Origin of the sequence: Paraconexibacter sp. AEG42_29, assembly GCF_040581415.1 — a bacterium.
Lineage (GTDB): Bacteria > Actinomycetota > Thermoleophilia > Solirubrobacterales > Solirubrobacteraceae > Paraconexibacter.
Genome location: NZ_CP114014.1, coordinates 1,885,955 through 1,912,878 on the forward strand (window position 1 = coordinate 1,885,955; position 26,924 = coordinate 1,912,878).

Below are 26,924 nucleotides of genomic sequence, written 5' to 3' on the forward strand. Positions count from 1 at the left end.
AGTCCCACGGTCCTCACGTCGGCAGCGGACCGCCGCCCACGCCCACCAGCGCACCCGCTCCACCGGCGAGCAGGAGCGTCAGGACCACCCCCCTGCCGGCGAGCAGCAGGACGACCGCCGCCCCCGCCAGGACCGGCAACTGCCACGTCTCCTGGAGGGCCGCGACGAGGGGCACGACCGCCCCGAGGATCGCGCCGATCGCGGCCGGACCGGCCCCGTCCAAGAAGGCGCGCACGCGCTGGTCGGCGCGCAGGCGGTCGAACCGCCCTGCGCCGAGCACGATGAACGAGAACGACGGCGTGAAGGCGACGACCGCGGCCACCAGCGCGCCGACGAGGCCGTGCGCCGCGTAGCCCACGGCGGCGACGGTGTGGGTCACCGGTCCGGGCGTCACCTGGCCCAGTGCGACGGCGCTCGAGAACTGCGTCTCGGTCATCCAGTGGTGGTGGCCGACCGCGTCGGCCTGCATCAGCGGGATGACGACGAACCCCCCGCCGTACGACAGCGCGCCGACCTTGAAGGCGACCCACGCCACCGCGAGCAGGCCGCCAGACGCGGTGACGGCGGCGATGACGGCGGGGAGCAGCGGCCACCCGTGGACGGCGGCTCCGGTGGAGGACGAACGGGACACCACCGGCGCCGGGCCCGGCGGGTCGCCCGGGCGCGAGCCGGCTCGGAACGCGAGCTCGACGGCGCCGCACGCCAGCAGGAAGACGACGGTCCACGGGCCGGCCGCGGCGGCCGCGACCGCGCCGGCGCCGAGGTAGCCCAGCCAGCGTGCGCGCGCCGGGCCGCGGACCCGCATCCAGCCGGGCCGCAGCAGCGTCCACGCCGCCTGCACCGCCACGGCGGCGACGGCCGCGCCGGCGCCCGCCCCCGCACCGCGGATCCAGTCCGGCGGCGCGCCCGCCAGGAACACCACGGCCAGCAGCAGGATGGCGGCCAGGCCGGGCAGGATGAACCCGGCGCCGCCGACAAGCGCGCCGCGGATGCCGGCGACCCACCAGGCGCAGAACAGCGCCATCTGCGTCGAACCGGGGCCGGGGAGCAGGTTCGTCGTCGCGACCGCGTCCTCGAACTCCTGGGCGGTCATCCAGCCGCGCCGGGCGACGCACAGCTCCCGCAGCAGGACGATGTGCGCGGGCGGTCCGCCGAAGCCGACGCAGCCGATGCGCGTCCATTCACGGGCGACGGTGGTCAGGTCGACAGGCGCGGGCGGCGTGGCGGTCGCGGGCGACACGGGCTCGGTGGCGGGCTCCGCGGCCATCGGTTGCGACCGTACCGGCGGCCCCGCGCGATGGCGTGAACGCCGTGTCAACGTGAGGTCAGAGCTCAGCGGCCACCGCGGCGATCGTCGCCGGGGAGTCGGCGACGACCTGGCGCCGTTCGAGCGTCAGGTCGATGAACGCCTGCGCCGCGGGCGAGTGCCGGCGGCCGCGCCGCCAGCAGAGGTGGACCCGGTGGACCAGGGCGCGGTCGGCGATCTGGGCGGTGCGCACCTGCGGCCCCCGTGCCTCGGCGTCCGACCGCGGGACGACGGCGACCCCGAGACCCGCGGCGACGAGCGAGCGGATGCGCGTGATGTCGCTGGTCTGGAAGCCGACCTGCGGGACGAAGCCGTACGCCTGGGCGAGGCTCTCGACCTGCCGGCGGATGGTCGCGCTGCCGGCGAACATCACGAACGACTCGTCGCGCAGCGACGCGAGCGAGATCGCCGGACGGTGGGCCAGGCGGTGGTTCGGCGCCATGATCAGCACGAGGTCCTCCGAGGCGACCTCGTGGCTCTCCATGTTCGCCCCCTCGGTCACGGCCGTGACGAACGCGAGCTCGAGCTCGTCGGCCAGGACCGCGGCGTTCAGGCTGATCGACAGCGACTCCTGCACCGTGAGCTCGACCGCCGGGTACCGGCCGTGGAACTCGGCGAGCAGCGTCGCGAGGTTGACCGGTCCCATCGCCTGCGCGGCGCCGACGCTCAGGCTGCCGCGCCGCACGCCGGCGAGGTCGTCGAGCTCGGCCAGGGCGACGGCCTCCTCGGTGAGCATCCTGCGCGCGTGCGCGAGCAGGACCTCGCCCGCCTCGGTGAGCGCGACCCGGCGGGTGGTGCGGTCGACGAGCGGGACGCCGACCTCGCGCTCGAGCTTGGCGATCTGCTGGGACAGGGCCGGCTGCGCGATGTGGAGGCGCTGGGCCGCGCGCGTGAAGTGCCGCTCCTCCGCCAGGACGACCAGCGATCGCATCTGGCGGAGTTCCATTGTTTCAGCTTATAAGTCTCATCCATAACGTGTCTTGGACTTTTCAATGGCGGCGATGGAGACTGAATGAGCAATCCCTCTCCTCTCGTGGCGCTTCGCCAGGTTCGCCTCATACCCCGCGGATCTGGCGGAGCGCCACACCTCTTTCACCATGCACATGTCCCCCTGCCTGCGTGGCACCTCCTGTCCTTCCGCTCCCGCCCTGCGCGGGGGCCTACACCGGGTCTAGATCAACATGGCGGCCTTCGAACTCGCACGCAGGACCGGCGCCGCACCGAGGACGAGGTCGCGCCGCGCGCGCCGGACCTACGACCGCGAGCAGATCCTGGACGCGATCCGGCGCTGGGACGCTGAGCAGGGGCACCCGCCGACCTGGCTGGACTGGGACCCGGCCTGCGCCCGCCGCAAGGGCCACGCCGAGCAGGCCGAGCGCTTCGAGGCGGGGACGTGGCCGACGACGGCGATGGTCCGCCGCCAGTTCCCGACGCTGGGCTCCGCGATCGAGGCCGCCGGCCTCGTCCCGCCGAAGCCGCGGGGGACGAAGGCGAACCTGGTCGACGGCGAGCAGGTCCTGCTCGCGATCCGTGAGTGGACCCGGCGCTACGGCGACCCGCCGGCCCAGACCGACCTGGATCCCTACCGCGCGCGGCGCACGGGCCAGCCCTGGCGGGCCGACCGTTACCTCGCCGGCGACTGGCCGAGCCTGCCCACCGTGCGGCACCACTACGGAACGCTCACCTCTGCGGTCCGCGCCGCCGGCCTCGAGCCGCGGCCCCAGACCGAGGCCGTCACCGATCGCGTGCAGCGTCGCCGGCGCAATCGGCTGGCGCTCGTCGATCAGCTGTCCCACGCGGACGCGTCCCCTGGCCCGAAGGCCCTCGCCGACGCCGTCCGGGGCGTTGCGGCCGCCCGCGCGTCGGGTGACCAGGACGACCTGGAGAACGCGCTGCTGCTGCTGGCGGGCGCCGCGCTCGGGTGGGCCGACGGCGTTGGGCACGCCCGCGCCTGACCGCCTGGCGGCCGGTCCCGGGCGTCAGGGGAGCGGGCGGTGGCCCCGCTCCCACTCGTGCTCGAGCGTTTCGTAGAGCGAGCCGACCGCCACGCCCTGCATCAGCTCGGCGAGCACCGGTGCCGGCAGCGGCCCGCGGTGCAGGTCGCCGGTGGACGGGTCCAGGTCGTTGCCGAACTCGAGCACGCCGTCGGCGTGCACCCGCAGCGCCCAGCCGGTGGCGTGGCGGACGACGACGGTCCCCGGTCCATCCGCCAGCTCGTCCAGCAGCGAGGCGACCACGGGCAGCGGCGGATCGTTCGTCCGTCGCCCGTCGCGATGCACCACCGTGAACGCCATCACCCGCACCTCTGCACGACCGAAAGTCTGCCATAGGCCCGGCCCACCGAGCGAGCGGATCGTCGTCGCCGCACCGCGATCGCCGGCCGGGTCGCGGCCCGTCACCGGGAGTCCCTTAGGCTGGGACGGGTGACCGACGAGGCCCAGGCTCCCGGGTGGGACAGCATCGAGGCGGCCTTCGGCGCGGTCTACGGCGAAGCGGGCCGCGAGCATCGCGCGCCGCAGCTCGCGCAGCAGCCTCCCGCGGCCGGCGGCGTGCTGAACGGGATCAGCGCCTACCGCGCACGGGACTATTGGCATTTCGTGACCTTCGGGCTCACCGACCTCTTCGTCCGGACGAGCGGCGACCACCGCGACCCGAGTGGCTTCGGGCACGAGCTGACGCTGATCACTCCCCGCGGCGACGGCCCGCCGCAGTGGGCCTTCGACCTGCTGCTCGGGACCGCGCGTGTCTGCGTCACCCACTCGCGGCCGTTCCACGCCGGGGCACGGCTGGCGCCCGGCGCGCCGGTCGACGGTGCGTCCTCCAAGCTCCTGGCGCTGGGCCTGCGCGAGGACCCGGTCGTCACGCCGTCGGACTTCCCGTTCGGGCGCTACGTGCTCCTGCAGGCCGTCGGGGTGACGGACATGGAGTACCGGCTGATGCAGCGCGCGGGCACGCTGACCGTGCTCGACGCGCTGGCCCGGCGGGACCCGCTGCTGCGCACCGACCCCGAGCGGGGCTGAGGGCGCGAGGTGGCGCGCGAGCGTGCGGCTGTCGTCGTCGTCGGTGCGGGCGCGGCGGGCCTCGCCACCGCGCGGGAGCTCGCCCGGGCGGGCCGCCGGCCGCTCGTGCTGGAGCGGTTCGCGCTGGGGCACGACCGCGGGTCGAGCCACGGCAGCTCCCGCATCGTCCGGTTGGCGCACGACCGGGAGGACGACGTGCGCGAGGCGCTCGAGGCGTACGCCCTCTGGGACCGGCTCGAGCGCGACACCGGGACGCGGCTGCGCCTGACGGTCGGCGGGCTCGACTTCGGCGGCTTCGTCGAACCGACAGCGCGGGCACTCGGCGCCTGCGGCGTGCGGTACGAGCGGCTCTCGCCGGCCGACGTCGAGCGGCGCTTCCCTGCGGTCCGTGCACACGGGCAGGATGCGCTGCTGCAGCCGGACGGCGCCGTCGGGCTCGCGGACATCACGCTGAAGGCGCTGGCGCGCGACGCGGTCGCCCACGGCGCGACGATCCGCGAGCACACACCGGTCACCGGCCTCGAGACGGGCGCTGCCGAGGGCCCGGTCACGCTGCGGACGCCGGGCGGCGACGTCCAGGCGCAGAGCGTCGTCCTGGCGACCGGCCCGTGGATCGGCGAGCTCACCCGCATGTCGGGCACGCCGCTCCCGGTTCGCGCGACCCTGCAGACCCCAGTCCACCTCGCCCTGGCGGCCGCGCCGCTGGGCACGGTGCCGACCGTGATCGAGGAGGACGCGGCGGGCCAGGTGTTCTATGCACTTCCGCAGCCCGAGGGCGGGGCGGTCAAGGGCGGGCTGCACCTGCCGGGTCCGGATGCGGACCTCGAGGGCGGCCGCGACGCCGAGGACGCGACCGCCGGCCCGTTCCGCGCGTGGGCCGCCGGGCGGCTGCGCGGCGTCGGACGCGAGCTGCAGGCGTACGGCTGCATCTACACCTGGCTCCCCGGCGACCGGTTCCACCTGACGCGCACCGGCCGCGTCGTGACGGTCTCCTGCTGCAGCGGGCGCGGCTTCAAGTTCACCCCGCTGATCGGAGCGCGCGCGGCGGGGCTCGCGGAGGAGGCGCTCCGCTGAAGACGACGGGCGGTCGCCGAAGGCCGGACGGCGGTCAGCCCGCGAGCGCCGCGGCCAGCACGTCCCGCGCCACCGGCGCTGCCGACGCACCGCCCGCCCCGGCGCCGATCAGCATCACCGCAACCGCCACCCGCGGCTTGTCCGCCGGCGCGAAGGCGACGAACCACGCGTTGGTGTTCTTGGGGTCGGGCGCGCGGCCGGCGGTCGCGCGGAGCTCCGCCGTTCCGGTCTTCCCGGCGACGGCGACGCCTGGGAGCGCTGCGGCGCGGCCCGTCCCCGACCGCACGACGGCGAGCATCATGGCCCGGACCTGGCGGGCCACCTTCGCCGAGACCACCCGGGCGCTGTGCGGAGGGTCCGACGCTCCCAGGTGGGGCCGGAAGCGGACGCCGCCGTTCGCGATGGTGGCGCCGACGGTCGCCATCTCCAGCGGGGTCGCGAGGTCGCGGTTCTGGCCGATCGCGGCCGCGCCGACGGCGAGGTCGTCCTGCATGGCGGTCGTGCCGCCCGTCGTGCTCGGCTTGATCGCGGGGATGCGCGGGGCCTCCTCGAAGCCGAACGCGCGCGCGGCGGCGACCAGGCGCCGCGCCCCGAGCTTCGCCCCGAGCGGCGCGAACACCGAGTTGCAGGACTCGGCGAAGGCCTCCTCGAGTGTCCCGCCGCAGGATTCGTCCGACGCGTTGCGGAGCTTGGTCCCGGAGAGCGTCGCGGCGGTCCGCACGGGATACGTCGAGCGGGGGGAGGCGAGGCCCGCCTTCAGCGCGGCCGCGGTGGTGATGATCTTGAACGTCGACCCGGGCGGCTGCGGGGCCGACACGGCGAGGCCGGCGAGCGCCAGCACCGCGCCGTCGCGCGGCCGGACGACCGCGATCCCGCCGAGGCGGTCGCCCAGTGCGGCAGCGGCCTTCTGCTGCAGGCCGGGGCGGATCGTCGTACGCAGCACCGTGCCGCGGACCGCCGGCACGCGGCCGATGACGCGCGTGCCGAACAGCAGGCGCTCCGAGGCGTGCCCGGCGACCCGGCTGGCGTACAGCCGCTGCAGCCCGGTCGCCGGCGGGCCCACCTTGCCGACGATGGACGCCCCGAGCGCGTCCGCGTCGAGGGCGGCGCCGCCCGCGGCCAGGATCGCCGCGCGCTTGGGCTTCGTGCCCCGTCGCAGGCGGACGGGCTCGCCCTTCCGGAGGCCCGGGAGACGCTGCGAGGCGTCCCAGCGGACGCCGGCGGTGTCGCCCGAACCGGTGACCGGGAGGCTCACGGTGCCGCGCAGCGTTCCGAACCGCCGCGTACGGACGGCGACTGACGCCGTCGACGCGCCGTCTTCCGGAGCGTTGACGGTCAGCACGCGCACGCGGGTGACGCCGGCGGCGCGATAGGCCGCGCGGTACGCCTCGACGAAGCCGGAGCGTGGATGTGCCCGCTTCGAGGCCGGGTCGAGCGCGGGCCACATCGCAGCCGGGTCCTGGCGTGCCCATGCCGTGGTGAAGCGGCGGACGGCGGCCTCCCGTGAGCGGTCGGCGTCGCCCGAGCCGGTCAGCGCCAACGCGCCGGCCACCGCACCGCCCAGCAGCACGAAAGCCAGCAGGACTGCGCCGAGGGGCAGGGGCGACCGGTGTCGGCCGCGCCGCGGTCCACCCTTCGATCCACTCCCTGGAAGCAGGGACGATCCGGCCGGCGGGAGGAAGCCATGGGAACGGCGGGATCGGGTCCGGCGGCGGGGCACACCCGGGTTCTACTGCACGATGACGTTCGGTCTGGTTCCGACTATGATGAAAGCGTCTGTGGTTGATGGGAGGGTGGTCAGCCATACCTGCGGGGGCGCAGGATGCAAGGCGACTGGACAGATGGACGATGGACCAAAGGTAGGTCGAATGCCGATAGTTCCACCGTGAGACCAATCAGGGGAGAGGGGTCGAGTCGTGATCCACGCTGAAGCCGACGTTGCCGCCGCAATCGGGTGGCGGGGTGCGCGTGCCTTGTCGCCCGACGGGCGACGGGTCGGCGACGTCTCCGGCCTGATCCTGGATCGCCAGTCCGGCAAGCCGCTCTGGCTGCTCGTCCACACGCGCGCCAAGGGGTACCGCGCGACGCCGCTCGTCGACACCATCGGCCGCAAGGACCGGGTCCACGTCCCGTGGGCGGCCGGCGTGGTCCTCGGCAGCCCGCCCGTCCCCGCCGACGGGGCGCTGTCGGTCAGCAACGAGCAGGCGCTGTGCGCCTACTACCGCGTGCCCCTCACCCGCGGGGCGAAGCTCTCCGCCTGGGAGCGCCGCCGGACGACCGGCCTCGGCGCGGTCGCGCCGGACGGCGAGATCACGTGGGAGCCCGGGCCCCGCTACGACACACACATCCTCTCCGGCCGTCCCGGGGTCGAGCCCCCGGCGGCACGGACCCCCCGGCTCCGGGTGCTCGTGGCCGATCCGCACATCGCCGCGGTCCAGGCGCTGCGCGAGGCGATCGAGGCCCAGCCCGGGCTGCAGGTCACCCAGGTGCTGCGCGACGGCCCGCCGGCCATCGCGGCCGTCCGCCACGACACCCCCGATGTCCTGGTCCTGTCGCTGCAGATGCAGCTCCTGGGCGGGCTCGAGGTCCGCGATCGCGTGCACGCCGCGAACCACGACATCGTCACCGTCCTGCTCGACTACGCGAGCGCCGGGACGCTGCAGCGGCTCGATGAGCGCACCATGCTCGTGTCGGCGGTCGCCGGTCCCGAGGCCGCGCTGGACGCGATCGGGCAGCTCACCGCCGGACGCGTGGAGCTGGGTCCAGCGGCGCCGGCTCCGCCGCCGGACGCGGCGCTGCTGGTGCCTGCGGGTGGTCCGCTGCCCGCCGCGATGCAGGCCCGGCACACCGGCCTGCCGCCGATCGTGCTGCCGCCCGTGCACGAGTCGGCCTTCGGGCCGCCCGCCCTGCGCCCGCGTGCGCAGTGGGCGGCACGTCCGGACGGCGAGCCGCAGCGCGACAACTGACGGCTCCCGGCGCGTCGGTGGGCGCGCCGGCCGCCGAGCACCCGCTTCTGTCGCGGGGGTGCGCCGCGCCTTCAGGCGGCGATGGGGTGGGCAGCGACCACGACGACCAGCACGTCGGTCTCGCCACGGAGCTGCCGCACGTCGATCGACGTCGCGAGCCGCCTGATCGCGCCGCCGCCCGGCCCGCCGGCGTCGCCGGCGAGCAGTCGCTGCGCACTGCCACGCTGCAGCGGGCCGACGCGCAGCTCGAGCCGCTGCGCGTGCACCGCCACGGCCAGCTGGAGCTCGCCGTCGGGGGTCAGGTCGCCGCAGCGGTCGGCCAGCGCCTCAGCGACCAGGCAGGCCTCCTCGACCCGGTCCAGGGACAGCGCCGTCTCGGCGCCGAGCGCGGTGACGAACCGGCCGGCGAGCGACCGCGCGAGGTCGCCGCAGGTGACGGTGAGCCGCGACCGCTCCAGCGACTCGGGTGCCGCCAGCGAGAGCACGGTCGCCTCGGTCATGCGTCGTCCCGGGGGAAGGTCATGCGGACCTCGTGGAGGCCGTCGGGGGAGCGCCCGATCTCGAGGCTGCTCGTGAGCGCGCCGATAAGCGGCATCGCCAGCCCGAGGTCCGGCGAGCCCGCGGACGCGTCGAGTCCCGGCTCGCGGCTGCGGACGACGAGCAGCAGCTGCCCGTCGACGTCGCTGCCCTGGACCTCCACCATGCTCGCGCCGGTGCCATGGTCACCGTGGGTGATCACGCTGGAGCACGCCTCGGTCACCGCGATCCGCACGTCGTCGAGCAGCTCCGGCGAGACCGCCCACACGTCCGTGATGCCGCCGAGGACGTGCCGCACGACCGTCAGCGACTCGGGCCGGGCCGGGAGCGACAGCGCGAAGGTCGTGGTCGTGGTCATTGGTCGCGGTGGCGTGCCATGGGTGGTCCGGTGGCTCGCGGCGCTGCGCGACGCCGCGCCCGTCGACCGGGCCGCAGCGTGGCAGATCGCGGTTCGCGGAGCCGTCGACGTGGCGCCGTGCGTCGTGCCGTCCCGCGGCGGTGCGGACGGAGGGTGCGCTCAGCCGGTGGCTTCGGCGAGCGGTCGGTCGCCCGCCTCGGAGGGCCGGCGCTCGAGCTCTTGGCGCAGGTCGTCCAGAGCGACCCGGAGCAGGCGGGAGACGTGCATCTGCGAGATGCCGAGCTCCTGCGCGATCTCGAGCTGCGTCATGTCCCGGCCGAAGCGGAGCGCGATGATCTGCCGCTCGCGGTCGCGTAGGACGCGCATGCCGTGCAGGACGGCCAGGCGGGCCTCCGCGCGCTGGAAGCCGGGATCCTCGGCGCCGAGGCGGTCGTGGCCTGAGAAGTCGTCCTCGCCGGACTCGATGGGCGCGTCGAGGGAGCCGAGGGAATAGGCGCGGGCGCCCTCCATGGCCTCGAGGACCTGCTCGACGGTGAGCTCGGCCATGTCGGCGATCTCCGACACGGTGGGAACGCGCTGCAGCTTGGTGGTGAGGCGGTCGGTGACGGAGGTCACCTTCGCGGAGTTCTCCTGGATCGAGCGCGGCACGCGCATCGCCCAGCCGTTGTCGCGGAAATACCGCCGGATCTCGCCGAGGATGTTCGGGATAGCGAATGTGGACAGCGTGACGCCGCGGTCGAGGTCGAAGCGGTCCACGGCCTTGAGCAGACCGATGGAGCCGGCCTGGACCAGCTCCTCGTAGGCGATACCGCGGTTCTGGTAACGGCGCGCGACGTAGTGCACGAGGTCGATCGACCGCTCTACGACTTCTTGGCGGGCGCTGTGGTCGCCGTCACGGTGGTAGCGCTCAAGGAGCTCCCGCTCACGGTCGCGGTGGTTGGGGTGCGAAGTGGCGCTGCTCATCGATGTGGGCCTTTCGGGATCGATCTCGAATACCGACCTGCCCGCTGCGTGTGCGCGTAAACACCGGTTGGCCGTACGGACGAGGGCTGGCACGCCGGCGCTTTCGCACCCCCGGTGGCGGGGACAGGCCGACGCGTGCGCTTCGTGCCCCGGTCAGAGCGGCCCGGGCGGGACGTCGCCCGTGATGCGCGCGCCGTCCGGGACCGTGCCGTCGATCAGCAGGTGGGCGGCGAGCTGCGCGCCCTGGCCGACGGTCGCGCCGCCGCTGAGGACCGTTCGTGCGCCGACCGACGCGCGGGCCCCGATCTCGATCGGCGCCGCGTCGACCCCCTGGACCCGGACGGGAAGCTCGACGTCCGCCGTCCGCGGGCGATGGTCGAGGAGGACGACCTCGTCCGCCAGGCGGGCTCCCGCGCCGATCGTCACCGCCGTCCGGCTCTGGAGCACGCAGCGGTCCCCGAGCTGGGCGCCGGCACCGATCCGCACCGTGCCGGCCGTGACGTGCAGCCGCGTCCCGCCGCCGACCGCGCAGCCGCCGCCGAGGCTGACCCGGGCGCCGGGCCTCAGGTCGAAGCGGACGCCGGGGCCGAGCGCGGCACCGCGCGCGGCTGTCACCGCGCCGCGCGAGCGCCAGACCGCCCAGCGCGCGCGGGCGAGTGCGCGCGGTCCGGAGGGCGGCGTCCCGGCGGCGGGCGCGTGGCCGACGAGCGGCTCGGCAGGGTCCTGCGTCACGGCGGGGAGGTTACGCATCCGCCGGCGCCCATCGCTTGGCTCCCCGTCAGCACACGCGATGCCGATGGTGACGCTCAGCGTCACTGGCGGCATTCGCGTCTTCCCCGGGCGGCGGCGATGGCGCGTCGGTGGCGCCGACGCCGAGGGCTCGGTGGTCGGGAGGTCGGTGGCGCTGGCGCCGAGGACCACCCTGGTCGTGCGGGCCTGGGAACTGCGGGCTGTTGATGGCGGTGGGCACTGGGAGGCTGCGGGGACTTGGGTGCGGCGCGCGGGACGGGCGGCCGGCCAGGCGAACCGCGGCGGTCGGGGACCTTTCGCCCTGGCACATGTCATACATGCACCAGCGCGCATGGTCCCGCCGCTCACCCGTGCGGTCGGGGTCCTCGGAACATCTGGGGGGCTGGGCCCGCCGGATCCTCCGTTCACCCGGCGGCGAGCGGGTCCCGGGTCGGTGTGGCAGCGTGAGATGTCGAAAGCGAAAGCGCGGTCATGACTGCTGCCGGTGGGTGGGGCCGCGCTGCCGTCAGCGGCCCAGGCGCCGGCCCGCCGCCTCGGCCACCCGCCGGCGCCGGTCGCGGCCGACGGCCGGGAGGTGGCTGGTCAGCGCGTATCGCGCCGTCGCGCGGCGGCCATCGTCACGGCGGGCCAGCGCGGACGGGAGCGTCTCCAAGGCCAGCGCCCGGGCCGCGCGGTCGGCGATCTCGAGTTGCCCGAGGGCGGTGGGGTGGACGGCGTCCGGGAGGACCAGGCGCCAGCCGGTCAGGTCGGTGAGGTCGACGACCGCCGCCTCGTGCTCGGCGGCGACGGCGGTGATCACCGCGTTGGCGTCCGTGACCTTCGCCGCGCCCGCCCGGGGACGCCCGAGGTCGAGCGGGATCGTGCACAGGAGCAGGACGTCGGCGTGCGCGCCGACGTGCCCCGCGATCGTCGCCAGCGAGTCGGCGAACGCCTGGGCGTCGAAGTCCACGTGCCGGACGTCGTTCACCCCCGCGTAGACGACGCCGACGCCATAGGCGAACCGCACCCGTGGCAGCTGCCGATCGACGACGTCCGCGGCGACCGCCCCGTCCTCCGCCAGCCCGTGGAACGGCAGCCCCAGCACGTCCGCGAGCCACTGCGCCCACGACCGGCAGGGCACCCCCATCACCGGGGCGCCGCGCCCGTTCGTGATCGAGTCGCCCACGGCGACCAGCCCCGGCTGGGCGGGAAGCCCCAGCGAGCTCATCGAACGCCGACCAGGCCGTGCGAGCGAGTCCCTCGGGCGGGTGCCGGAACCGTCTGCGTGGGCGAACGAGCCCCCCGGGCCAGTCCTTCGGCGCTCACGACGGCAGCCGTCCCGCTTCCTCGGTCGCGCGACGCAGCCGCCGCGCGTGCGCGGCCGTGAGCGCCCCGGCCGGGAGCCGCCAGCCCCAGTTGCCGGTGGCGCGGCCGGGGGTGTTCATGCGCGCCTCCGACCCGAGCTCGAGCAGGTCCTGCGCCTGCAGCATCACGAGCGGCGACGGTGAGCCCATCCACAACCGGGTGACGCCCCAGACCGGGCGGTCGCGCTTCAGCCCGGCCGCGCCGAGCGCGGCGTCGAGGACCGCGCGACGCTCCGGCGCGAGCGTCGCGAGCCAGCCCGCCAGCGTGTCCGAGTCGTGGGTGCCGGTGTAGGCGACCACGTCCTGCTTGTGATTCGCGAGCTCGTGGGGGCTGTCACCGGGGTCCGGGTCGAACGCGAACTGCGCCACCGCCATGCCCGGGAGCCCCAGGTCGCGGCGCAGGCGCTCGACGGGCGGCGTGATCACTCCCAGATCCTCCGCGATGAAGGGCAGCGCCGCATCCCCGGAGCCCAGCTCGGCGAGCGCGGCGTCGAACAGCGCGCGTCCCGGCCCCCGCCGCCAGCGGCCGTCACGGGCGTTCTTCGCACCGTCGTCGACCGCCCATCCCGCGACGAACCCGCGAAAGTGATCGATGCGCGCGGCGTCGAAGAGCTCGAGCGTGCGGGCCAGCCGCGCGATCCACCAGCGGTACTCCTGCGCGCGCATGGCCGGCCAGTCGTAGAACGGGTTGCCCCAGAGCTGCCCGTCGTCGGAGTACGCGTCCGGCGGCGCGCCGGCGACCAGGCCGTCGCGGAAGAGCTCGGGATGGGCGAGGTGGTCGGCGCTGCCGGGCGCGACGTAGATGGGGACGTCCCCGATGATGCGCACGCCGCGTTCGGCCGCGTACTCGCGCAGCGCGGACCACTCGCGGTCGAACCGCACCTGGTCGGCGACCGCGCGCCGTCCGCCGGACACCCGCGCCCAGTCGTCGATCCAGGCGCTGTTCCCCGCCGCGAACGCATCGAGTTCGTCCACGGACACGGGCGCGGCCGGGTCCGCGAGCAGCCCGCGCCACGCCGCGAACGCCGACTTCGACTTGTAGGGCGAGTGGTGGCGGTCGGGCGGCCCGACGGGCAGCACCTGCCACCAGGACTGGCCTGCTTTGGACAGCCAGTCCACCCAGGTACGGGCCGACGGTCCGAGACGCCCGTCGGGCAGCGAGGTGAGGTGCAGCTGGATGCCGCTGGATCTGGTGAACACGATGCACTCCATGTTGAGGACCGGCGCAAACTGGAAAGAGCAGGAGACATGCCCGGCCTCACTTCGCCCACACCTCGCCGCGGCTCGCCGGCCCCGTCGCGCATCACGATCCGGGGCGCCGAGCCCGTCCTCGACGCCGGCCGCTATGCGGCCAAGCGCACGGTCGGCGAGACGCTGACGGTCACCGCCGAGGTCTTCGCCGACGGCCACGACGTGGTTCGCGCTGCTGTCCGCTGGCTGCCGCCGGGGAAGCGGAAGTGGTCCGAGGCGCCCATGCGTCACCTCGACGCGCACATCGACGGCGACAACTGGGCCGGCGAGGTCCCGATCGACGCGCTCGGCCGCTGGCAGTGGACGATCGAGGCCTGGGTCGACCAGCTCGCGTCGTGGCGGCACGAGCTGAGCCGCAAGCTCGAAGCCGCGCAGGACGACCTCGGCAGCGAGCTCGCGGAGGGCGCGCTGCTGCTCGCCGCCGCTGCGGCGCGCGCCGGGAAGGGCAGCGACCACCGTGTCCTCGCGAGCGCCGCCGAGGCCACCGGCGACGAGGACGCGGCCCAGGACGACCGCGTCCGCGCCGCCCTCGCCGACGCCGTCGTCAGCGCCTCGGCCCGTCACCCGGACCGCAGCACCGCCGCCACCCTCGACCCCCCGATCGAGCTCGACGCCGACCCGCAGCGTGCGCTCTTCGGCAGCTGGTACGAGCTCTTCCCGCGCTCGTTCGGCGGCCTGACCGGCACCGCGCAGGTGGTGCCGCAACTCGCCGACCTGGGCTTCGACGTCCTGTACCTCCCGCCGATCCACCCGATCGGCCGCAAGAACCGCAAGGGCCCGAACAACAGCCTGACGGCCGGTCCGTCCGATCCCGGCAGCCCGTGGGCGATCGGCGCGGCGGAGGGCGGCCACGAGGCGCTGCACCCGGACCTCGGCACCTTCGACGACTTCGCGGCGCTGGTGCAGACGTGCGAGCAGCACGACATCGCCCTGGCCCTCGACCTCGCCTTCCAGTGCTCGGCCGACCACCCGTGGCTGACCGAGCACCCCGAGTGGTTCCACCACCGCCCGGACGGGACGCTCAAGTACGCCGAGAACCCGCCCAAGCGCTACCAGGACATCTACAACCTGGACTTCGGCTGCAGCACGTGGACCGAGCTGTGGGCCGCGCTGCGCGACGTCACGCTCGGCTGGGTCGACCGTGGCGTGAAGGTGTTCCGGGTCGACAACCCGCACACCAAGCCGCTCGCGTTCTGGGAGTGGATGATCCGCGAGGTGCGCACCAAGCACCCGGACGTGATCTTTCTGGCCGAGGCGTTCACGCGGCAGGCGATGATGCGCGCCCTGGGCAAGGCGGGCTTCAACCAGTCCTACACGTACTTCACGTGGAAGAACGAGAAGCAGGAGCTCGAGGAGTACGTCACGGAGCTCACGACCGAGATGGCCGACTACTACCGGCCGAACTTCTTCGCGAACACCCCGGACATCCTCCACGCCTACCTGCAGCACGGCGGCCCGCCGGCGTTCGAGGCGCGGCTCGTCCTCGCTGCGACGCTGTCCCCGACCTACGGCATCTACTCGGGGTTCGAGAACTTCGAGGGGACCGCCGTCCGCGAGGGCTCGGAGGAGTACCTGGACTCCGAGAAGTACGAGGCCCACAACCGGTCCCTCGACGGGCCGCTGCTGCCGATGGTCAAGGCGCTCAACCACGCCCGGCGCGCACACCCCGCGCTGCAGCAGCTCCGCGGCCTGACGTTCCTGGACACCGCGAACCACGACCTCATCGCCTACGCCCGCCGCGTCGGCACCGACACCGTCATCACGACGGTCAACCTCAACCCCCACCACGCACAGGAAGGCCTGATCACCGTTCCCGCGAGCCTCGGCGTCCCGCCCGTCTACACCGTCCGCGACCTGCTGGACGGGGCCACCTACCAGTGGCGCTTGGGGGGCAACTACGTCCGGCTCGTCCCCGGTGAGCGACAGGCCCACGTCTTCGCCGTGGAGGCCGGATCATGAACCCGCCCGTCGAGAGCACCGAGGTCCGCGGCCACGAGGCCGCCGACACCCAGGCCGACCCGCAGCGCTGGTTCGAGTCCGACCCGCTCTGGTACAAGCGCGCGGTCTTCTACGAGATCCACCTGCGCGGATTCTTCGACGGCAACGACGACGGCTCCGGCGACTTCATCGGGCTGACGCAGAAGCTCGACTACCTGGCGTGGCTCGGCGTCGACTGCATCTGGCTGCTGCCGATGTACGCCTCCCCGCTGCGGGACGGCGGCTACGACATCGCCGACTACAACCAGATCCATCCCGACTACGGGACGGTCGAGGACTTCCGCAAGTTCGTCGAGGCGGCGCACCAGCGCGGGATGCGGGTCATCGCCGACCTCGTCGTCAACCACACCTCGTCCGACCATCCGTGGTTCCAGGAGTCGCGCTCCTCGCCGGACAACCCGAAGCGCGACTGGTACATGTGGTCCGACACCGACCAGCGCTACCAGGACGCGCGGATCATCTTCACGGACACGGAGCCGTCGAACTGGACCTGGGACCCCGTGGCCGGCCAGTACTACTGGCACCGGTTCTTCGCGCACCAGCCGGACCTCAACTACGACAACGACGAGGTCCAGGAGGCGATGCTCGACGCGCTGCGCTTCTGGCTCGACCTCGGGCTGGACGGCTTCCGCCTGGACGCCGTCCCGTACCTGTACGCCCGGGAGGGAACCAACTGCGAGAACCTTCCCGAGACGCACGAGTACCTGAAGAAGCTCCGTGCGACCGTCGACAACGAGTACTCGGACAAGGTGCTGCTCGCTGAGGCGAACCAGTGGCCCGAGGACGTCGTCGAGTACTTCGGCGACGGCGACGAGTGCCAGATGGCCTTTCACTTCCCGGTCATGCCGCGGATGTTCATGGCGCTGCGGCGTGAGGTCGCCACGCCGATCATCGAGATCCTCGAGCGCACGCCGGCGATCCCGGACAACTGCCAGTGGGGCCTCTTCCTGCGCAACCACGACGAGCTGACCCTCGAGATGGTCACCGACGAGGAGCGCGACTACATGTACGCGGAGTACGCGAAGGACCCGCGCATGAAGCTGAACCTCGGCATCCGCCGCCGCCTGGCGCCGCTGCTGGACAACGGCCGCGACGAGATCGAGCTGCTCACGGCGATCATGTTCAGCCTGCCGGGGTCGCCCGTCCTCTACTACGGCGACGAGATCGCCATGGGGGACAACTTCTACCTCGGCGACCGCGACGGCGTCCGGACGCCGATGCAGTGGACCGGCGACCGCAACGGCGGCTTCAGCCGCGCGGACTTCGCCCAGCTGTATGCACCGCCGCTGATGGATCCCGTCTACGGATTCCAGGCCGTCAACGTCGAGGCCCAGCTGCGCACGCCGACCTCGCTGCTGCGGTGGCTGCGGCGGTTCATCTCGCTGCGCAAGGAGCACCCCGTCTTCGGCCTCGGGACGTACGAGGCGCAGCAGGTGTCGAACGACAAGATCTTCGCCCACATCCGGCGGCACGCCGACGACGTGATCCTCTGCGTGCACAACGTCGCCCGCTCGGCGCAGGCCGTCGAGCTCGACCTGTCCGCCTACGAGGGCTACCACCCGGTCGAGATGTTCGGACGCACGCAGTTCCCGCGGATCGGCGAGCTGCCCTACCTGCTGACGCTCGCCCCGCGCGGGTTCTTCTGGTTCCAGCTCACGCCGCCCCCGGAGGACGACGGCCACGTGCCGACCGACGGCAACGGCCACGGGGAGCTGCCCGCTGGCGGAACGGTGCCGAAGACGGGAGGGTTCGGTTCATGATCGCCATCGCCGACGTCATCAGCGAGGACACGCTGGCCGAGTACGTGATGGCCCAGCGCTGGTTCGGGTCGCGGCCGGAGGAGGTCGCCGGGATCGGGGTCATCGAGTCGATCCCGCTGCGCGACGCGGACCCGGCCCTCGCCCTCGCGATCATCGAGGTGCGCTTCCACCCAGGGACGCATGAGCTGTACCAGCTGCCGATCGGCCGCCGCGCGACCGGCTCGGGCTGGGCGGACGGCGTGATCTGCGACGACGGTGAGCACGTCGTCTACGACGCGATGACCGACCCGGAGTTCGTCCGCGAGCTGCTGCGCCTGATGTCTCAGCGCGCCGACCTGGAGACCGAGGCGGGGACGGCCGAGTTCCGCTGTCCCGACGGTGACCCCATCGCGGTGCCGACCGCCGTCCGGGCGCTCGGTGCCGAGCAGTCCAACTCGTCCGTGATCCTCGACGACGCCCACGTCCTGAAGGCGTTCCGGCGCCTCGGTGCGGGGGTGAACCCCGAGCTCGAGATGCTGCACTTCCTCAGCGAGCACGGGTTCGCGAACATCGCCCCGCTGCGGGGCTGGTACGGGCACACCGGCAAGCTGATCGACGCGACGCTCGGCGTCGCGCAGGACTACGTCGCCGGGTCGACCGACGGCTGGGACCTCGCGCTGGACCTGCTCGGATCCGGCGAGCCGGACGCGTTCGTCGCGCACGCGGCGCGGCTCGGCACGGTGACCGGGCAGCTGCACACGGTCCTCGCATCGGACAACGCGGCCGAGGCGTTCGCCCCCGAGGAGACGTCGACGGAGGCGCTCGGCCTGCTGACCGCGACGGTCGACGAGGAGATCGAGCGGATCTTCCGCGACCTGCCCGACCTGCCCGAGCTCGAGCCGCTCGCCGGCCGCGGGCAGGAGGTGCGCGAGCGGCTGGGCGCGCTGACCGTCGGCTCCGCCGGTCGCACGATCCGCCACCACGGCGACTACCACCTGGGCCAGGTGCTGCTGGACGCGGCCGGCGAGTGGGTGATCCTCGACTTCGAGGGCGAGCCCGCGCGCTCGCTGGCCGAGCGCCGCGCCAAGCGGTCGCCGCTGCGGGACGTCGCCGGGATGCTGCGCTCCTTCGCCTACGCGGCGACGGCGTCGCGGATCCTCAACGCCAAGCCCGCGCCCGAAGGCTGGGAGGCCCAGGTCCGCACCGAGTTCCTCGACGGCTACCTGGACGCGGCGGACCAGACCCTGCTGCCGCCCGGGCGCCAGGCCGTCGAGCGGCTGCTGAACGTGTTCGAGCTCGAGAAGGCCGTGTACGAGCTGCGCTACGAGCTCGACCACCGACCGGACTGGGTGTCGATCCCGGTCGCCGGGATCCTCCGGATGCTCGAGGGGGACGACCCGTCATGAGTCCCAAGCGCGCGACCACCCCGGACGTCGAGGCCGTGCCCTCGACCTTCGGCGAGCTCGACCTGCACCTCGCCGGCGAGGGCCGCCACGAGGACATCTACCAGCGCCTCGGCGCGCACCCGCAGTCGCTCGCGGGGGTGGAGGGCGTGACCTTCGCCGTCTGGGCGCCGAACGCGGCGGCCGTCGGCGTGGTGGGCGACTTCAACGACTGGGAGCAGGACGCCGACGAGCTGCGGCCCGTCGCTGCCTCCGGGATCTGGGAGCTGTTCGTGCCCGGCGTCCCGGTCGGCAGCGCGTACAAGTTCGCGATCCGCTCCGCGGACGGGAGCGTCAAGCTGAAGGCCGACCCGTACGCCACGCAGTGCCAGGCCCCGCCCGGCACCGACTCGATCGTCCACGCCCCCGCGCACGAGTGGCGCGACGCGAAGTGGATGACCCGCCGCGAGGCGCAGGAGCAGCACCGCGAGCCGATCTCCGTCTACGAGGTCCACCTCGGCTCCTGGCGCCGCGACCCAGACGACCCGGAGACGCCGCTGCCGTTCGCACAACTCGCCCCCGAGCTGGCGGCCTACGCCGTCGACATGGGCTTCACGCACGTCGAGCTGCTGCCCGTGATGGCCCACCCGTTCAGCGGGTCTTGGGGCTACCAGGTGTCCGGCTACTTCGCGCCCGACGCCCGGCACGGCGACCCGGACGACTTCCGCGCGTTCGTGGACACGCTCCACGAGGCGGGCATCGGCGTGATCGTCGACTGGGTCCCGGCCCACTTCCCGAAGGACGACTGGGCGCTCGCGCGCTTCGACGGCACCGCGCTCTACGAGCACGAGGACCCGCGCCGCGGCGAGCACAAGGACTGGGGCACGCTGATCTTCAACACCGGCCGCAACGAGGTGAAGAACTTCCTGCTGGCCAGCGCCCTGTACTGGCTGCGCGAGATGCACTGCGACGGCCTGCGCGTGGACGCGGTCGCGTCGATGCTCTACCTCGACTACTCCCGCGAGCCCGGGGAGTGGGTCCCCAACGAGCACGGCGGCCGGGAGGACCTCGACAGCGTCGCGTTCCTGCGGCAGCTCAACGAGACGGTCTACGCCCGCGAGCCGGGGACGATCTCCGCCGCCGAGGAGTCGACCGCCTGGCCGGGGGTCTCGCGCCCCACGCACGTCGGCGGCCTGGGCTTCGGCTTCAAGTGGAACATGGGCTGGATGCACGACACGCTCGGGTACTTCCAGGAGGACCCGATCAACCGCCGCTACCACCACCACCAGCTCACGTTCAGCCTGATGTACGCGTTCAGCGAGAACTTCATCCTGCCGCTGTCCCACGACGAGGTCGTCCACGGCAAGGGCTCGATCCTCACGAAGATGCCCGGCGACCGCTGGCAGCAGCTCGCGAACGTCCGCGCGCTCTACGCCTACATGTGGGCCCACCCCGGCAAGAAGCTGCTCTTCATGGGCAACGAGTTCGCGCAGGAGATCGAGTGGTCGCACAAGCAGTCGCTCGACTGGCATCTGCTGCAGGACCACGGGCACGCGGGCGTCCAGGCGCTGGTCCGCGAGCTGAACCACGTCTACCGGGACGCGCCCGCGCTGTGGCAGCGCGACGAGGACGCATCCGCGTTCCGCTGGCTGGAGGCCAACGACGCGGATCACAACGTCGTCGCGTTCCTGCGGCTGGGGGACGACGGCACGCCGCCCCTGGTCTGCGTCTGCAACCTGTCGCCCGTCCCGCGCACCGACTACCGCGTGGGCCTGCCGGCAGGCGGGGACTGGCGTGAGGTCCTGAACAGCGACGAGCCGCGTTTCGGCGGCTCGGGCGTGGGGAACGCCGGCACGATCGCCGCCGACGGACAGCCCTGGCACGACCAGCCGACGTCCGCCGCGCTGGCGCTCCCGCCGCTCGGCGTGATCTGGCTGACACCTGCGCCCGCCGGCGAGGGCTCTTGACCAGCCTGCCGTTCGAGCGTCCCCTGGGGACGACGATCATCGATGGTGGCACGGTCCGCTTCCGCGTCTGGGCGCCGAAGCCGGACGCCGTCGCCGTCCGCCTGAAGTCCGGCGACCACGCGCTGGCCGACGTCGGCCACGGGGTCTGGGAGGGCGAGGTCGCGGCGAGCGCCGGGGAGGACTACTGGCTCGTCGCGGACGGCCGCAGGTACCCCGACCCGTACACCCGCCACCAGCCGAAGGGCCTGCGCGGGCCGTCGCGGATCGTCGACCCCGCGGCGTTCACCTGGACCGACGAGAAATGGGGCGGCGTCGCGCTGCGCGACGCGGTCCTCTACGAGCTGCACGTCGGGACGTTCACCGACGAGGGGACGTTCGACGCGGCCGTCAGCGACCTTCCCCGGCTGGCCGACCTCGGCGTGAACGCGATCGAGCTGCTGCCGATCGCCGAGTTCCCGGGCCACCACAACTGGGGTTACGACGGCGTCTACCAGTGGTGCGCGCAGAGCTCCTACGGCGGGCCGGACGGGCTCGCGCGGTTCGTGGACGCTGCGCACGCGCACGGCATCGCGGTCATCCTCGACGTCGTCTACAACCACGTCGGCGCGTCCGGCGAGCGTGCCCTGCGCGCGTTCGGGCCGTACTTCACCGACCGCTACTCGACCTTCTGGGGCGAGGCGCTGAACTACGACGGTGAGGACAGCGGCGGCGTCCGCGAGTGGGTGCTGCAGAGCATGGAGATGTGGCTGCGCGACCTGCACGTCGACGGCCTGCGGCTCGACGCGATCCACTCGATCTTCGACGGCTCCGCCAGGCCGATCCTCGCCGAGCTGGGGGAGCGGGCGCGGGCGGTCGACCCGCGGGCGCTGATCATCGCCGAGTCCGGGCGCAACGACCCGCAGGTGATGCGGCCCGTCGCGGTCGGCGGCCTCGGACACGACGCGGCCTGGGCGGACGACTTCCACCACGCCGTCCGGACGCTGCTCACCGGCGACCAGGAGGGCTACTACGCGGAGTTCGGGACGATGGCCGATCTCGCGAAGGCCTGGCGGGTGCCGCACGTGCACGACGGCGGCTGGTCCTCGTTCCGGGGGCGGCGCTTCGGAGCCCCCGCCCCCGACCTCCCACCGGAGGCGTTCGTCGTCTTCGACCAGAACCACGACCAGGTCGGCAACCGCGCCCTGGGTGACCGCCTGCCGAAGGAGCTACGCCCGCTCGCGGCGTTCTGCACGCTGCTCTCGCCCTACACCCCGATGCTGTTCATGGGCGAGGAATACGGCGAGCCGGCGCCGTTCCAGTTCTTCGTCGACCACATCGACAAGCGCATCGCGAAGGCGACGCGGGACGGGCGGCGCCGCGAGTTCGCCGCGTTCGCCGAGTTCTCCGGCGAGGAGATCCCCGACCCGATGGACCCCGCGACGTTCCACGCGTCGAAGCTCACCCGCCGGCAGGACCGCAAGCTGGCCGCGCTCTACGCCGACCTGCTGCAGCTGCGGCGCCGGATCAACGACGCTGCCCCCGGGTCCGCGGACGTCACCGGCATCGACGAGGATGCGCGCTGGCTGCGCGTCCGGCGCGGCCCCTACGAGCTCGTCATGAACTTCTCCACCAAGGCACAGACCATTCCCGTCCAAGGATCGACCATCGCCCTCAGCACCGCCACGCCGACCACCGCTGCGGACGGGTCGCTCCGTCTGAAGGCGCGCTCCGGCGTGGTGCTCAAGTGAGTGGCCGCGAGGTCTGGCCCGGCCGGCCGTTCCCGCTCGGCCCGGTCTACCAGGGCGACTGCACGAACTTCTCGCTCTTCTCCGAGAACGCCGAGCGCGTCGTGCTCTGCCTGTTCGACGCCGATGGCGCCGAGGAGCAGATCGAGGTCACCCAGGTCACAGCGCACACGTGGCACTGCGCGGTCCCCGGCGTCGGCCCCGGGCAGCGCTACGGCTACCGCGTGCACGGCCCCTACGACCCGGCCAACGGGCATCGCTTCAACCCGTGCAAGCTGCTGATCGACCCGTACGCGAAGGCGATCGAGGGCAACGTCGACTTCGGCGCGGCGAACATCCTGCCCTACGTCCCCGACCCCGAGGGCAGCCCGGACGCGGACCTCGAGCGGGACGACGAGGACGACGCTGCGGCGATGCCGAAGTGCGTCGTCGTCGACCCCGCGTTCGACTGGGAGGGCGACCGGCGCCTGGAGCGCCCGTGGACCGAGACGGTCATCTACGAGACGCACGTGCGCGGCTTCACCAAGCAGCTCGAGTCGCTGCCGGAGGAGCTGCGCGGGACGTACGCCGGCCTGGCCAGCGACCAGGCCATCGAGTACCTGTCGGAGCTCGGCGTCACCGCGGTGGAGTTGCTGCCCGTCCACCACATCGTCGACGAGTCGTTCCTGCACGAGCGCGGCCTGTCGAACTACTGGGGCTACGCGTCGATCGGCTACCTCGCGCCGCACGCAGGGTACGCGGCCGGCGGCGGCAGCGGGGAGCAGGTGCGCGAGTTCAAGGGGATGGTGAAGGCGCTGCACCGCGCCGGCATCGAGGTGATCCTCGACGTCGTCTACAACCACACGTCCGAGGGCAACCACCTCGGCCCGATGCTCTCCTTCCGCGGCGTCGACAACGCGACCTACTACCGCCTCGTCCCGGACGACAAGCGCCACTACATGGACTACACGGGGACGGGCAACACGCTCAACGCCGTGGAGCCCGAGGTGCTGCGCCTGATCATGGACTCGCTGCGGTACTTCGTCATCGAGTGCCACGTGGACGGCTTCCGCTTCGACCTCGCGTCCGCGCTGGCGCGCGGCCTGTACGACGTGGACCGCCTGAGCGCGTTCTTCGACACGATCCACCAGGATCCGGTGTTGTCGCAGGTGAAGCTGATCGCCGAGCCGTGGGACGTCGGCCCCGGCGGCTACCAGGTGGGCAACTTCCCGGTGCTGTGGTCGGAGTGGAACGGGCCCTACCGCGACGTCATGCGCGACTTCTGGCGGGGTGAGGCGCCGCTGCACGAGTTCGCGTCGCGCTTCACCGGCTCGAGCGACCTCTACGAGGACGATGGCCGCCAGCCGTTCGCGTCGGTCAACTTCATCACCGCGCACGACGGCTTCACGCTCGCGGACCTGACCGCGTTCAACGAGAAGCACAACGCGGAGAACCTCGAGGACAACCAGGACGGGACGGACGACAACCGCTCGTGGAACTGCGGCGTCGAGGGCCCGACCGACGACGCCGAGGTCAACAAGCTGCGCTGGCGCCAGCGCCGCAACTTCCTCACCACGCTCCTCCTGTCCCAGGGCGTCCCGATGCTGCTGGCCGGCGACGAGCTGGCCCGCACCCAGGGCGGCAACAACAACGCCTGGTGCCAGGACAACGAGGTGTCGTGGGTCGACTGGGACCTCGACGATGACGCCCAGGGTCTGCAGGAGTTCACCCGTCGTCTCGTCGCCCTGCGCAAGGCCGAGCCCGTGTTCCGCCGCGAGCACTTCCTCGAGGGGGACGACGCCGAGTCCGTCCTGCCCGACATCTGGTGGTTCCGGCTCGACGGGCGCCGCATGACGCGCAAGCAGTGGCAGGACGAGGACCTGCGCTGGCTCGGCGTCTTCCTGAACGGCGCGAGCACCGGCATGCTCGACCGCTACGGGCAGCCGATCGAGGGCGACTCGTTCGCGCTGTGCATCAACGCGAGCGAGCACGATGTCGAGTTCACGCTGCCCGCCGCCCGCTTCGGGTCCGCGTGGTCGCTCGAGCTCGCGACGGCCGCGCCGTGGGCCGAGGCGGGCTCGGCGACCTTCGCCGCCGGGAGCGAGCTCTTCGTGACCGCTCGCTCCGTGACGCTGCTGCGGCGGACGCCGTGAGCGGCCGCGACGTCCGCGCGACCTACCGGCTGCAGCTCGGGCCGGACCTCGACTTCGCCGGGGCCGAGGCGCTGCTGCCGTACCTCGACGACCTCGGGATCTCGCACCTGTACCTGTCGCCGGCCTGGGAGGCGCGGGCCGGATCGACGCACGGGTACGACGTGATCGACCCCGCCGCGGTGTCGTCCGCGCTGGGTGGGGAGGACGGGCTGCGCGCCCTGGCCGCGGCGGCGCACGAGCGCGGCATGGGGCTGGTGCTGGACGTCGTCCCCAACCACATGGCGACCGACGACGCCAACCGCTACTGGGCGGACCCGGCGCTGCGCGCGCAGTTCTTCGACGTCGACGAGGTGACGGGCGCGCACCGGCGGTTCTTCGACATCGACGAGCTCGCCGGCGTGCGGCAGGAGGACCCCGACGTCTTCGCCGCGACCCACTCGAAGGTCATCGAGCTCGTGTCCGACGGGGTCGTCGACGGCATCCGCGTCGACCACCCCGACGGCATGAGCGACCCGGCCGGGTACCTGCGCGACCTGGCGGCCGCGGGCGTCGGCACGGTCTGGGTCGAGAAGATCCTCGAGAACGGCGAGAAGCTGCGGCCGGGCTGGCCGACGGCGGGCACGACCGGCTACGAGTTCTGCGTCGACGTGCAGGCCCTGTTCGTCGACCCCGCCGGCGAGGCGCCGCTGACCGAGCTGTGGACGGAGCTGTCGGGCGACGCGCGTCCGTTCGCGGACTGGGCCGACGAGGCCAAGGCCGAGCAGGCGACGACGACGTTCACGCGCGAGGTCGAGCGGCTGCAGCGCGTGGCGGACGTCCCGGGCGCCGTCGATGCGCTCAGCCGGCTGCACGTGTACCGGACCTACGTCGAGCCGTCCGCGGGTGTCGTGTCGCCCGAGGACCGCGAGGCCGTCGCCGGACTGCCGGAGGCGGTTCGCCGTGCGGTGCTGCTCGAGGCCGACGACGTCCCCGGTGAGTGGGTCGTCCGCTTCCAGCAGACCTCGTCGCCGGTGATGGCGAAGGGCGTCGAGGACACCGCGTTCTACCGGTACCTGCGGCTGATGGCGCTGAACGAGGTCGGCGGGGACCCGGGGCGCTTCTCGCTCCCCGTGGCCGAGTTCCACGCGGGGAACGCCGAGCGCGCGGAGCGGTTCCCGCTGACGCTGCTGACGACGTCCACGCACGACACGAAGCGGTCGGGTGACGTGCGCGCGCGGCTCGGTGCGCTGGCCGGGCTGGGCGAGGAGTGGGCCGGCGCGGTGCGGCGGTGGCGGGCGGACAACGTCGAGCTCCGCGCGGGCGACGTCCCGACAGCCGCCGAGGAGCTGCTGATCTACCAGACGCTGATCGGCGCCTGGCCGATCGAGATGGACCGCCTGGAGCCGTACCTGATCAAGGCGCTGCGGGAGGCCAAGCAGGGGACGAACTGGGTGTCGCCCGACCTCGCGCATGAGCGCGCGGTCCTCGACTTCGCCGCGGCCCTCCTGGAGCACGGCCCGTTCCGCTACGGCTTCGACGGCTGGGCGATGCGCGTGGCGGACGTCGGCGCCCGCGCGGCGCTCGGGCAGACCCTGTTGAAGCTCACCTGTCCCGGCGTCCCCGACGTGTACCAGGGCGACGAGACCGGGTTCCTGGCGCTGGTCGACCCGGACAACCGGCGGCCGGTGGACTGGGCGTCCCGGGCGTCGTCACTGGCCGCGCTGCGCGGCGGGGACGCACCGTCGCGAGAGCTGGCCAAGCTGCACCTGGTGTGGCGGACGCTGACGCTGCGTGCCGAGCTGCCGTCGTCGTTCGCGGGCTCCTACACGCCGATCCCGGCGGGCGAGGGCGTCTGCGCGTTCCTGCGCGGCGACGACGTCCTGGTCGCCGTGGCGCTGCGCGACCCGGTCACGGGCGCCGAGGGCTGGGCGCTGCCCCCCGCCGCCGCGGGCCGCTGGGTGGACGTCCTCTCGGGCGCGGAGCACGACCTCCCGGACCGGGCGTCGCTCGCCTCGGTGATCGGCCCGGACGGCCGCGCCCTCCTGCGCCGCCTGCCCTGACCCCGTCCGGGTCACAGCGACGGCGAGCGGGCGGGCCTCGATGTGCCACCACGTGCGCGGGCGGTACGTGGTGGCACATCGAGCGACCCTGCGCGCACCGGGCGGAGGGTCTGGCGGGCCTGACCCGCCGAATCCGCCGCGGACCGCGCGATCGGCCGATCTGGCGGTCGTCGGCGCGGGCCTCATTGGGTGAATGGCGGTCCACCAGGCCCCGAACCCTGCGATCCACCACTCGCTCACCCCCGCCAGCCGCCCACCTCCCGCCCCGCACGCGAGACCTCGCGGCCTCTCAGCGCCCACCGCCGTCTCCAGCCCGCAGTTCCCAGAGCCGCCACCTCCGGGGCGGCCCTCGGCGTCAGCGCCACAGACTCCCGA

At 73.4% G+C, this 26,924-nt stretch carries 21 protein-coding genes; 11 read left to right on the plus strand and 10 right to left on the minus strand.

Going from position 1 to position 26,924, the window contains the following annotated elements; genetic code table 11:
• Positions 1-13: 13 nt before the first annotated feature.
• Both chrA and DSM112329_RS09110 read right to left on the minus strand, forming a co-directional pair.
• Positions 14-1,267, minus strand: a complete 1,254-nt coding sequence (chrA, locus tag DSM112329_RS09105) for a chromate efflux transporter (protein WP_354701500.1) — start codon at positions 1,265-1,267, stop codon at positions 14-16.
• Positions 1,268-1,325: 58 nt separating this feature from the next.
• On the minus strand, positions 1,326-2,252 hold the full coding sequence (locus tag DSM112329_RS09110; RefSeq protein ID WP_354701501.1) for a LysR substrate-binding domain-containing protein: 927 nt from the start codon (positions 2,250-2,252) through the stop codon (positions 1,326-1,328).
• Between the two features lie 235 nt (positions 2,253-2,487).
• On the opposite strand from DSM112329_RS09110, the gene DSM112329_RS09115 reads away from it, so the two are divergent.
• Entirely contained in the window at positions 2,488-3,261 is a 774-nt protein-coding gene (locus DSM112329_RS09115) for a hypothetical protein (RefSeq protein ID WP_354701502.1), read from the plus strand.
• A 24-nt stretch (positions 3,262-3,285) separates the two neighbouring features.
• Here DSM112329_RS09115 and DSM112329_RS09120 read toward each other — a convergent pair whose 3' ends face one another.
• Entirely contained in the window at positions 3,286-3,600 is a 315-nt protein-coding gene (locus tag DSM112329_RS09120; protein ID WP_354701503.1) for a hypothetical protein, read from the minus strand.
• Positions 3,601-3,729: 129 nt separating this feature from the next.
• Here DSM112329_RS09120 and DSM112329_RS09125 point away from each other — a divergent pair, with 129 nt between their 5' ends.
• On the plus strand, positions 3,730-4,326 hold the full coding sequence (locus tag DSM112329_RS09125; RefSeq protein ID WP_354701504.1) for a suppressor of fused domain protein: 597 nt from the start codon (positions 3,730-3,732) through the stop codon (positions 4,324-4,326).
• A 9-nt stretch (positions 4,327-4,335) separates the two neighbouring features.
• Positions 4,336-5,400, plus strand: a complete 1,065-nt coding sequence (locus DSM112329_RS09130) for an FAD-dependent oxidoreductase (protein ID WP_354701505.1) — start codon at positions 4,336-4,338, stop codon at positions 5,398-5,400.
• A 34-nt stretch (positions 5,401-5,434) separates the two neighbouring features.
• Here DSM112329_RS09130 and DSM112329_RS09135 read toward each other — a convergent pair whose 3' ends face one another.
• Positions 5,435-6,970 (minus strand): penicillin-binding transpeptidase domain-containing protein, encoded by a 1,536-nt coding sequence (locus tag DSM112329_RS09135; RefSeq protein WP_354701506.1) that lies wholly within the window; start codon positions 6,968-6,970, stop codon positions 5,435-5,437.
• Positions 6,971-7,316: 346 nt separating this feature from the next.
• On the opposite strand from DSM112329_RS09135, the gene DSM112329_RS09140 reads away from it, so the two are divergent.
• Entirely contained in the window at positions 7,317-8,366 is a 1,050-nt protein-coding gene (locus tag DSM112329_RS09140; RefSeq protein ID WP_354701507.1) for a response regulator, read from the plus strand.
• Between the two features lie 71 nt (positions 8,367-8,437).
• On the opposite strand, the gene DSM112329_RS09145 is transcribed toward DSM112329_RS09140, so the two are convergent.
• The 6 genes from DSM112329_RS09145 to DSM112329_RS09170 form a co-directional block, all read right to left on the minus strand.
• Entirely contained in the window at positions 8,438-8,866 is a 429-nt protein-coding gene (locus DSM112329_RS09145) for a hypothetical protein (protein ID WP_354701508.1), read from the minus strand.
• Positions 8,863-9,261, minus strand: coding sequence for an ATP-binding protein (locus tag DSM112329_RS09150; RefSeq protein WP_354701509.1), 399 nt, complete (start codon positions 9,259-9,261; stop codon positions 8,863-8,865). Before DSM112329_RS09150 ends, DSM112329_RS09145 begins: the two co-directional genes overlap by 4 nt.
• 159 nt (positions 9,262-9,420) lie before the next feature.
• Positions 9,421-10,224, minus strand: coding sequence for a SigB/SigF/SigG family RNA polymerase sigma factor (locus DSM112329_RS09155; RefSeq protein WP_354701510.1), 804 nt, complete (start codon positions 10,222-10,224; stop codon positions 9,421-9,423).
• 153 nt (positions 10,225-10,377) lie between these two features.
• Complete coding sequence (locus tag DSM112329_RS09160; protein WP_354701511.1) at positions 10,378-10,956, minus strand: hypothetical protein; 579 nt, start codon at positions 10,954-10,956, stop codon at positions 10,378-10,380.
• Positions 10,957-11,479: 523 nt separating this feature from the next.
• Positions 11,480-12,181 (minus strand): GDSL-type esterase/lipase family protein, encoded by a 702-nt coding sequence (locus DSM112329_RS09165; RefSeq protein ID WP_354701512.1) that lies wholly within the window; start codon positions 12,179-12,181, stop codon positions 11,480-11,482.
• Positions 12,182-12,275: 94 nt separating this feature from the next.
• Positions 12,276-13,517: a 4-alpha-glucanotransferase gene (locus DSM112329_RS09170; RefSeq protein WP_354701513.1), complete on the minus strand. Its 1,242-nt coding sequence runs from the start codon at positions 13,515-13,517 to the stop codon at positions 12,276-12,278.
• A 48-nt stretch (positions 13,518-13,565) separates the two neighbouring features.
• Here DSM112329_RS09170 and DSM112329_RS09175 point away from each other — a divergent pair, with 48 nt between their 5' ends.
• The 7 genes from DSM112329_RS09175 to DSM112329_RS09205 are packed head-to-tail and all read left to right on the plus strand — an operon-like array spanning position 13,566 to position 26,549.
• Entirely contained in the window at positions 13,566-15,527 is a 1,962-nt protein-coding gene (locus DSM112329_RS09175; RefSeq protein ID WP_354701514.1) for an alpha-1,4-glucan--maltose-1-phosphate maltosyltransferase, read from the plus strand.
• The gene (gene treS, locus DSM112329_RS09180; protein ID WP_354701515.1) at positions 15,524-17,326 is read left to right on the plus strand and encodes a maltose alpha-D-glucosyltransferase; all 1,803 of its coding nucleotides are present in this window, start codon (positions 15,524-15,526) and stop codon (positions 17,324-17,326) included. The genes DSM112329_RS09175 and treS overlap by 4 nt, the downstream gene beginning before the upstream one ends.
• Positions 17,323-18,711 (plus strand): phosphotransferase, encoded by a 1,389-nt coding sequence (locus DSM112329_RS09185; RefSeq protein ID WP_354701516.1) that lies wholly within the window; start codon positions 17,323-17,325, stop codon positions 18,709-18,711. The genes treS and DSM112329_RS09185 overlap by 4 nt, the downstream gene beginning before the upstream one ends.
• Positions 18,708-20,654, plus strand: coding sequence for a 1,4-alpha-glucan branching protein GlgB (glgB, locus tag DSM112329_RS09190; RefSeq protein WP_354701517.1), 1,947 nt, complete (start codon positions 18,708-18,710; stop codon positions 20,652-20,654). Before DSM112329_RS09185 ends, glgB begins: the two co-directional genes overlap by 4 nt.
• Positions 20,651-22,381, plus strand: coding sequence for a malto-oligosyltrehalose trehalohydrolase (gene treZ / locus DSM112329_RS09195; protein WP_354701518.1), 1,731 nt, complete (start codon positions 20,651-20,653; stop codon positions 22,379-22,381). Before glgB ends, treZ begins: the two co-directional genes overlap by 4 nt.
• A complete protein-coding gene (gene glgX / locus DSM112329_RS09200; RefSeq protein WP_354701519.1) occupies positions 22,378-24,510 on the plus strand; it encodes a glycogen debranching protein GlgX in 2,133 nt (710 codons plus the stop codon). The genes treZ and glgX overlap by 4 nt, the downstream gene beginning before the upstream one ends.
• Positions 24,507-26,549, plus strand: a complete 2,043-nt coding sequence (locus tag DSM112329_RS09205; RefSeq protein WP_354701520.1) for a malto-oligosyltrehalose synthase — start codon at positions 24,507-24,509, stop codon at positions 26,547-26,549. Before glgX ends, DSM112329_RS09205 begins: the two co-directional genes overlap by 4 nt.
• The last annotated feature ends 375 nt before the right edge of the window (positions 26,550-26,924 follow it).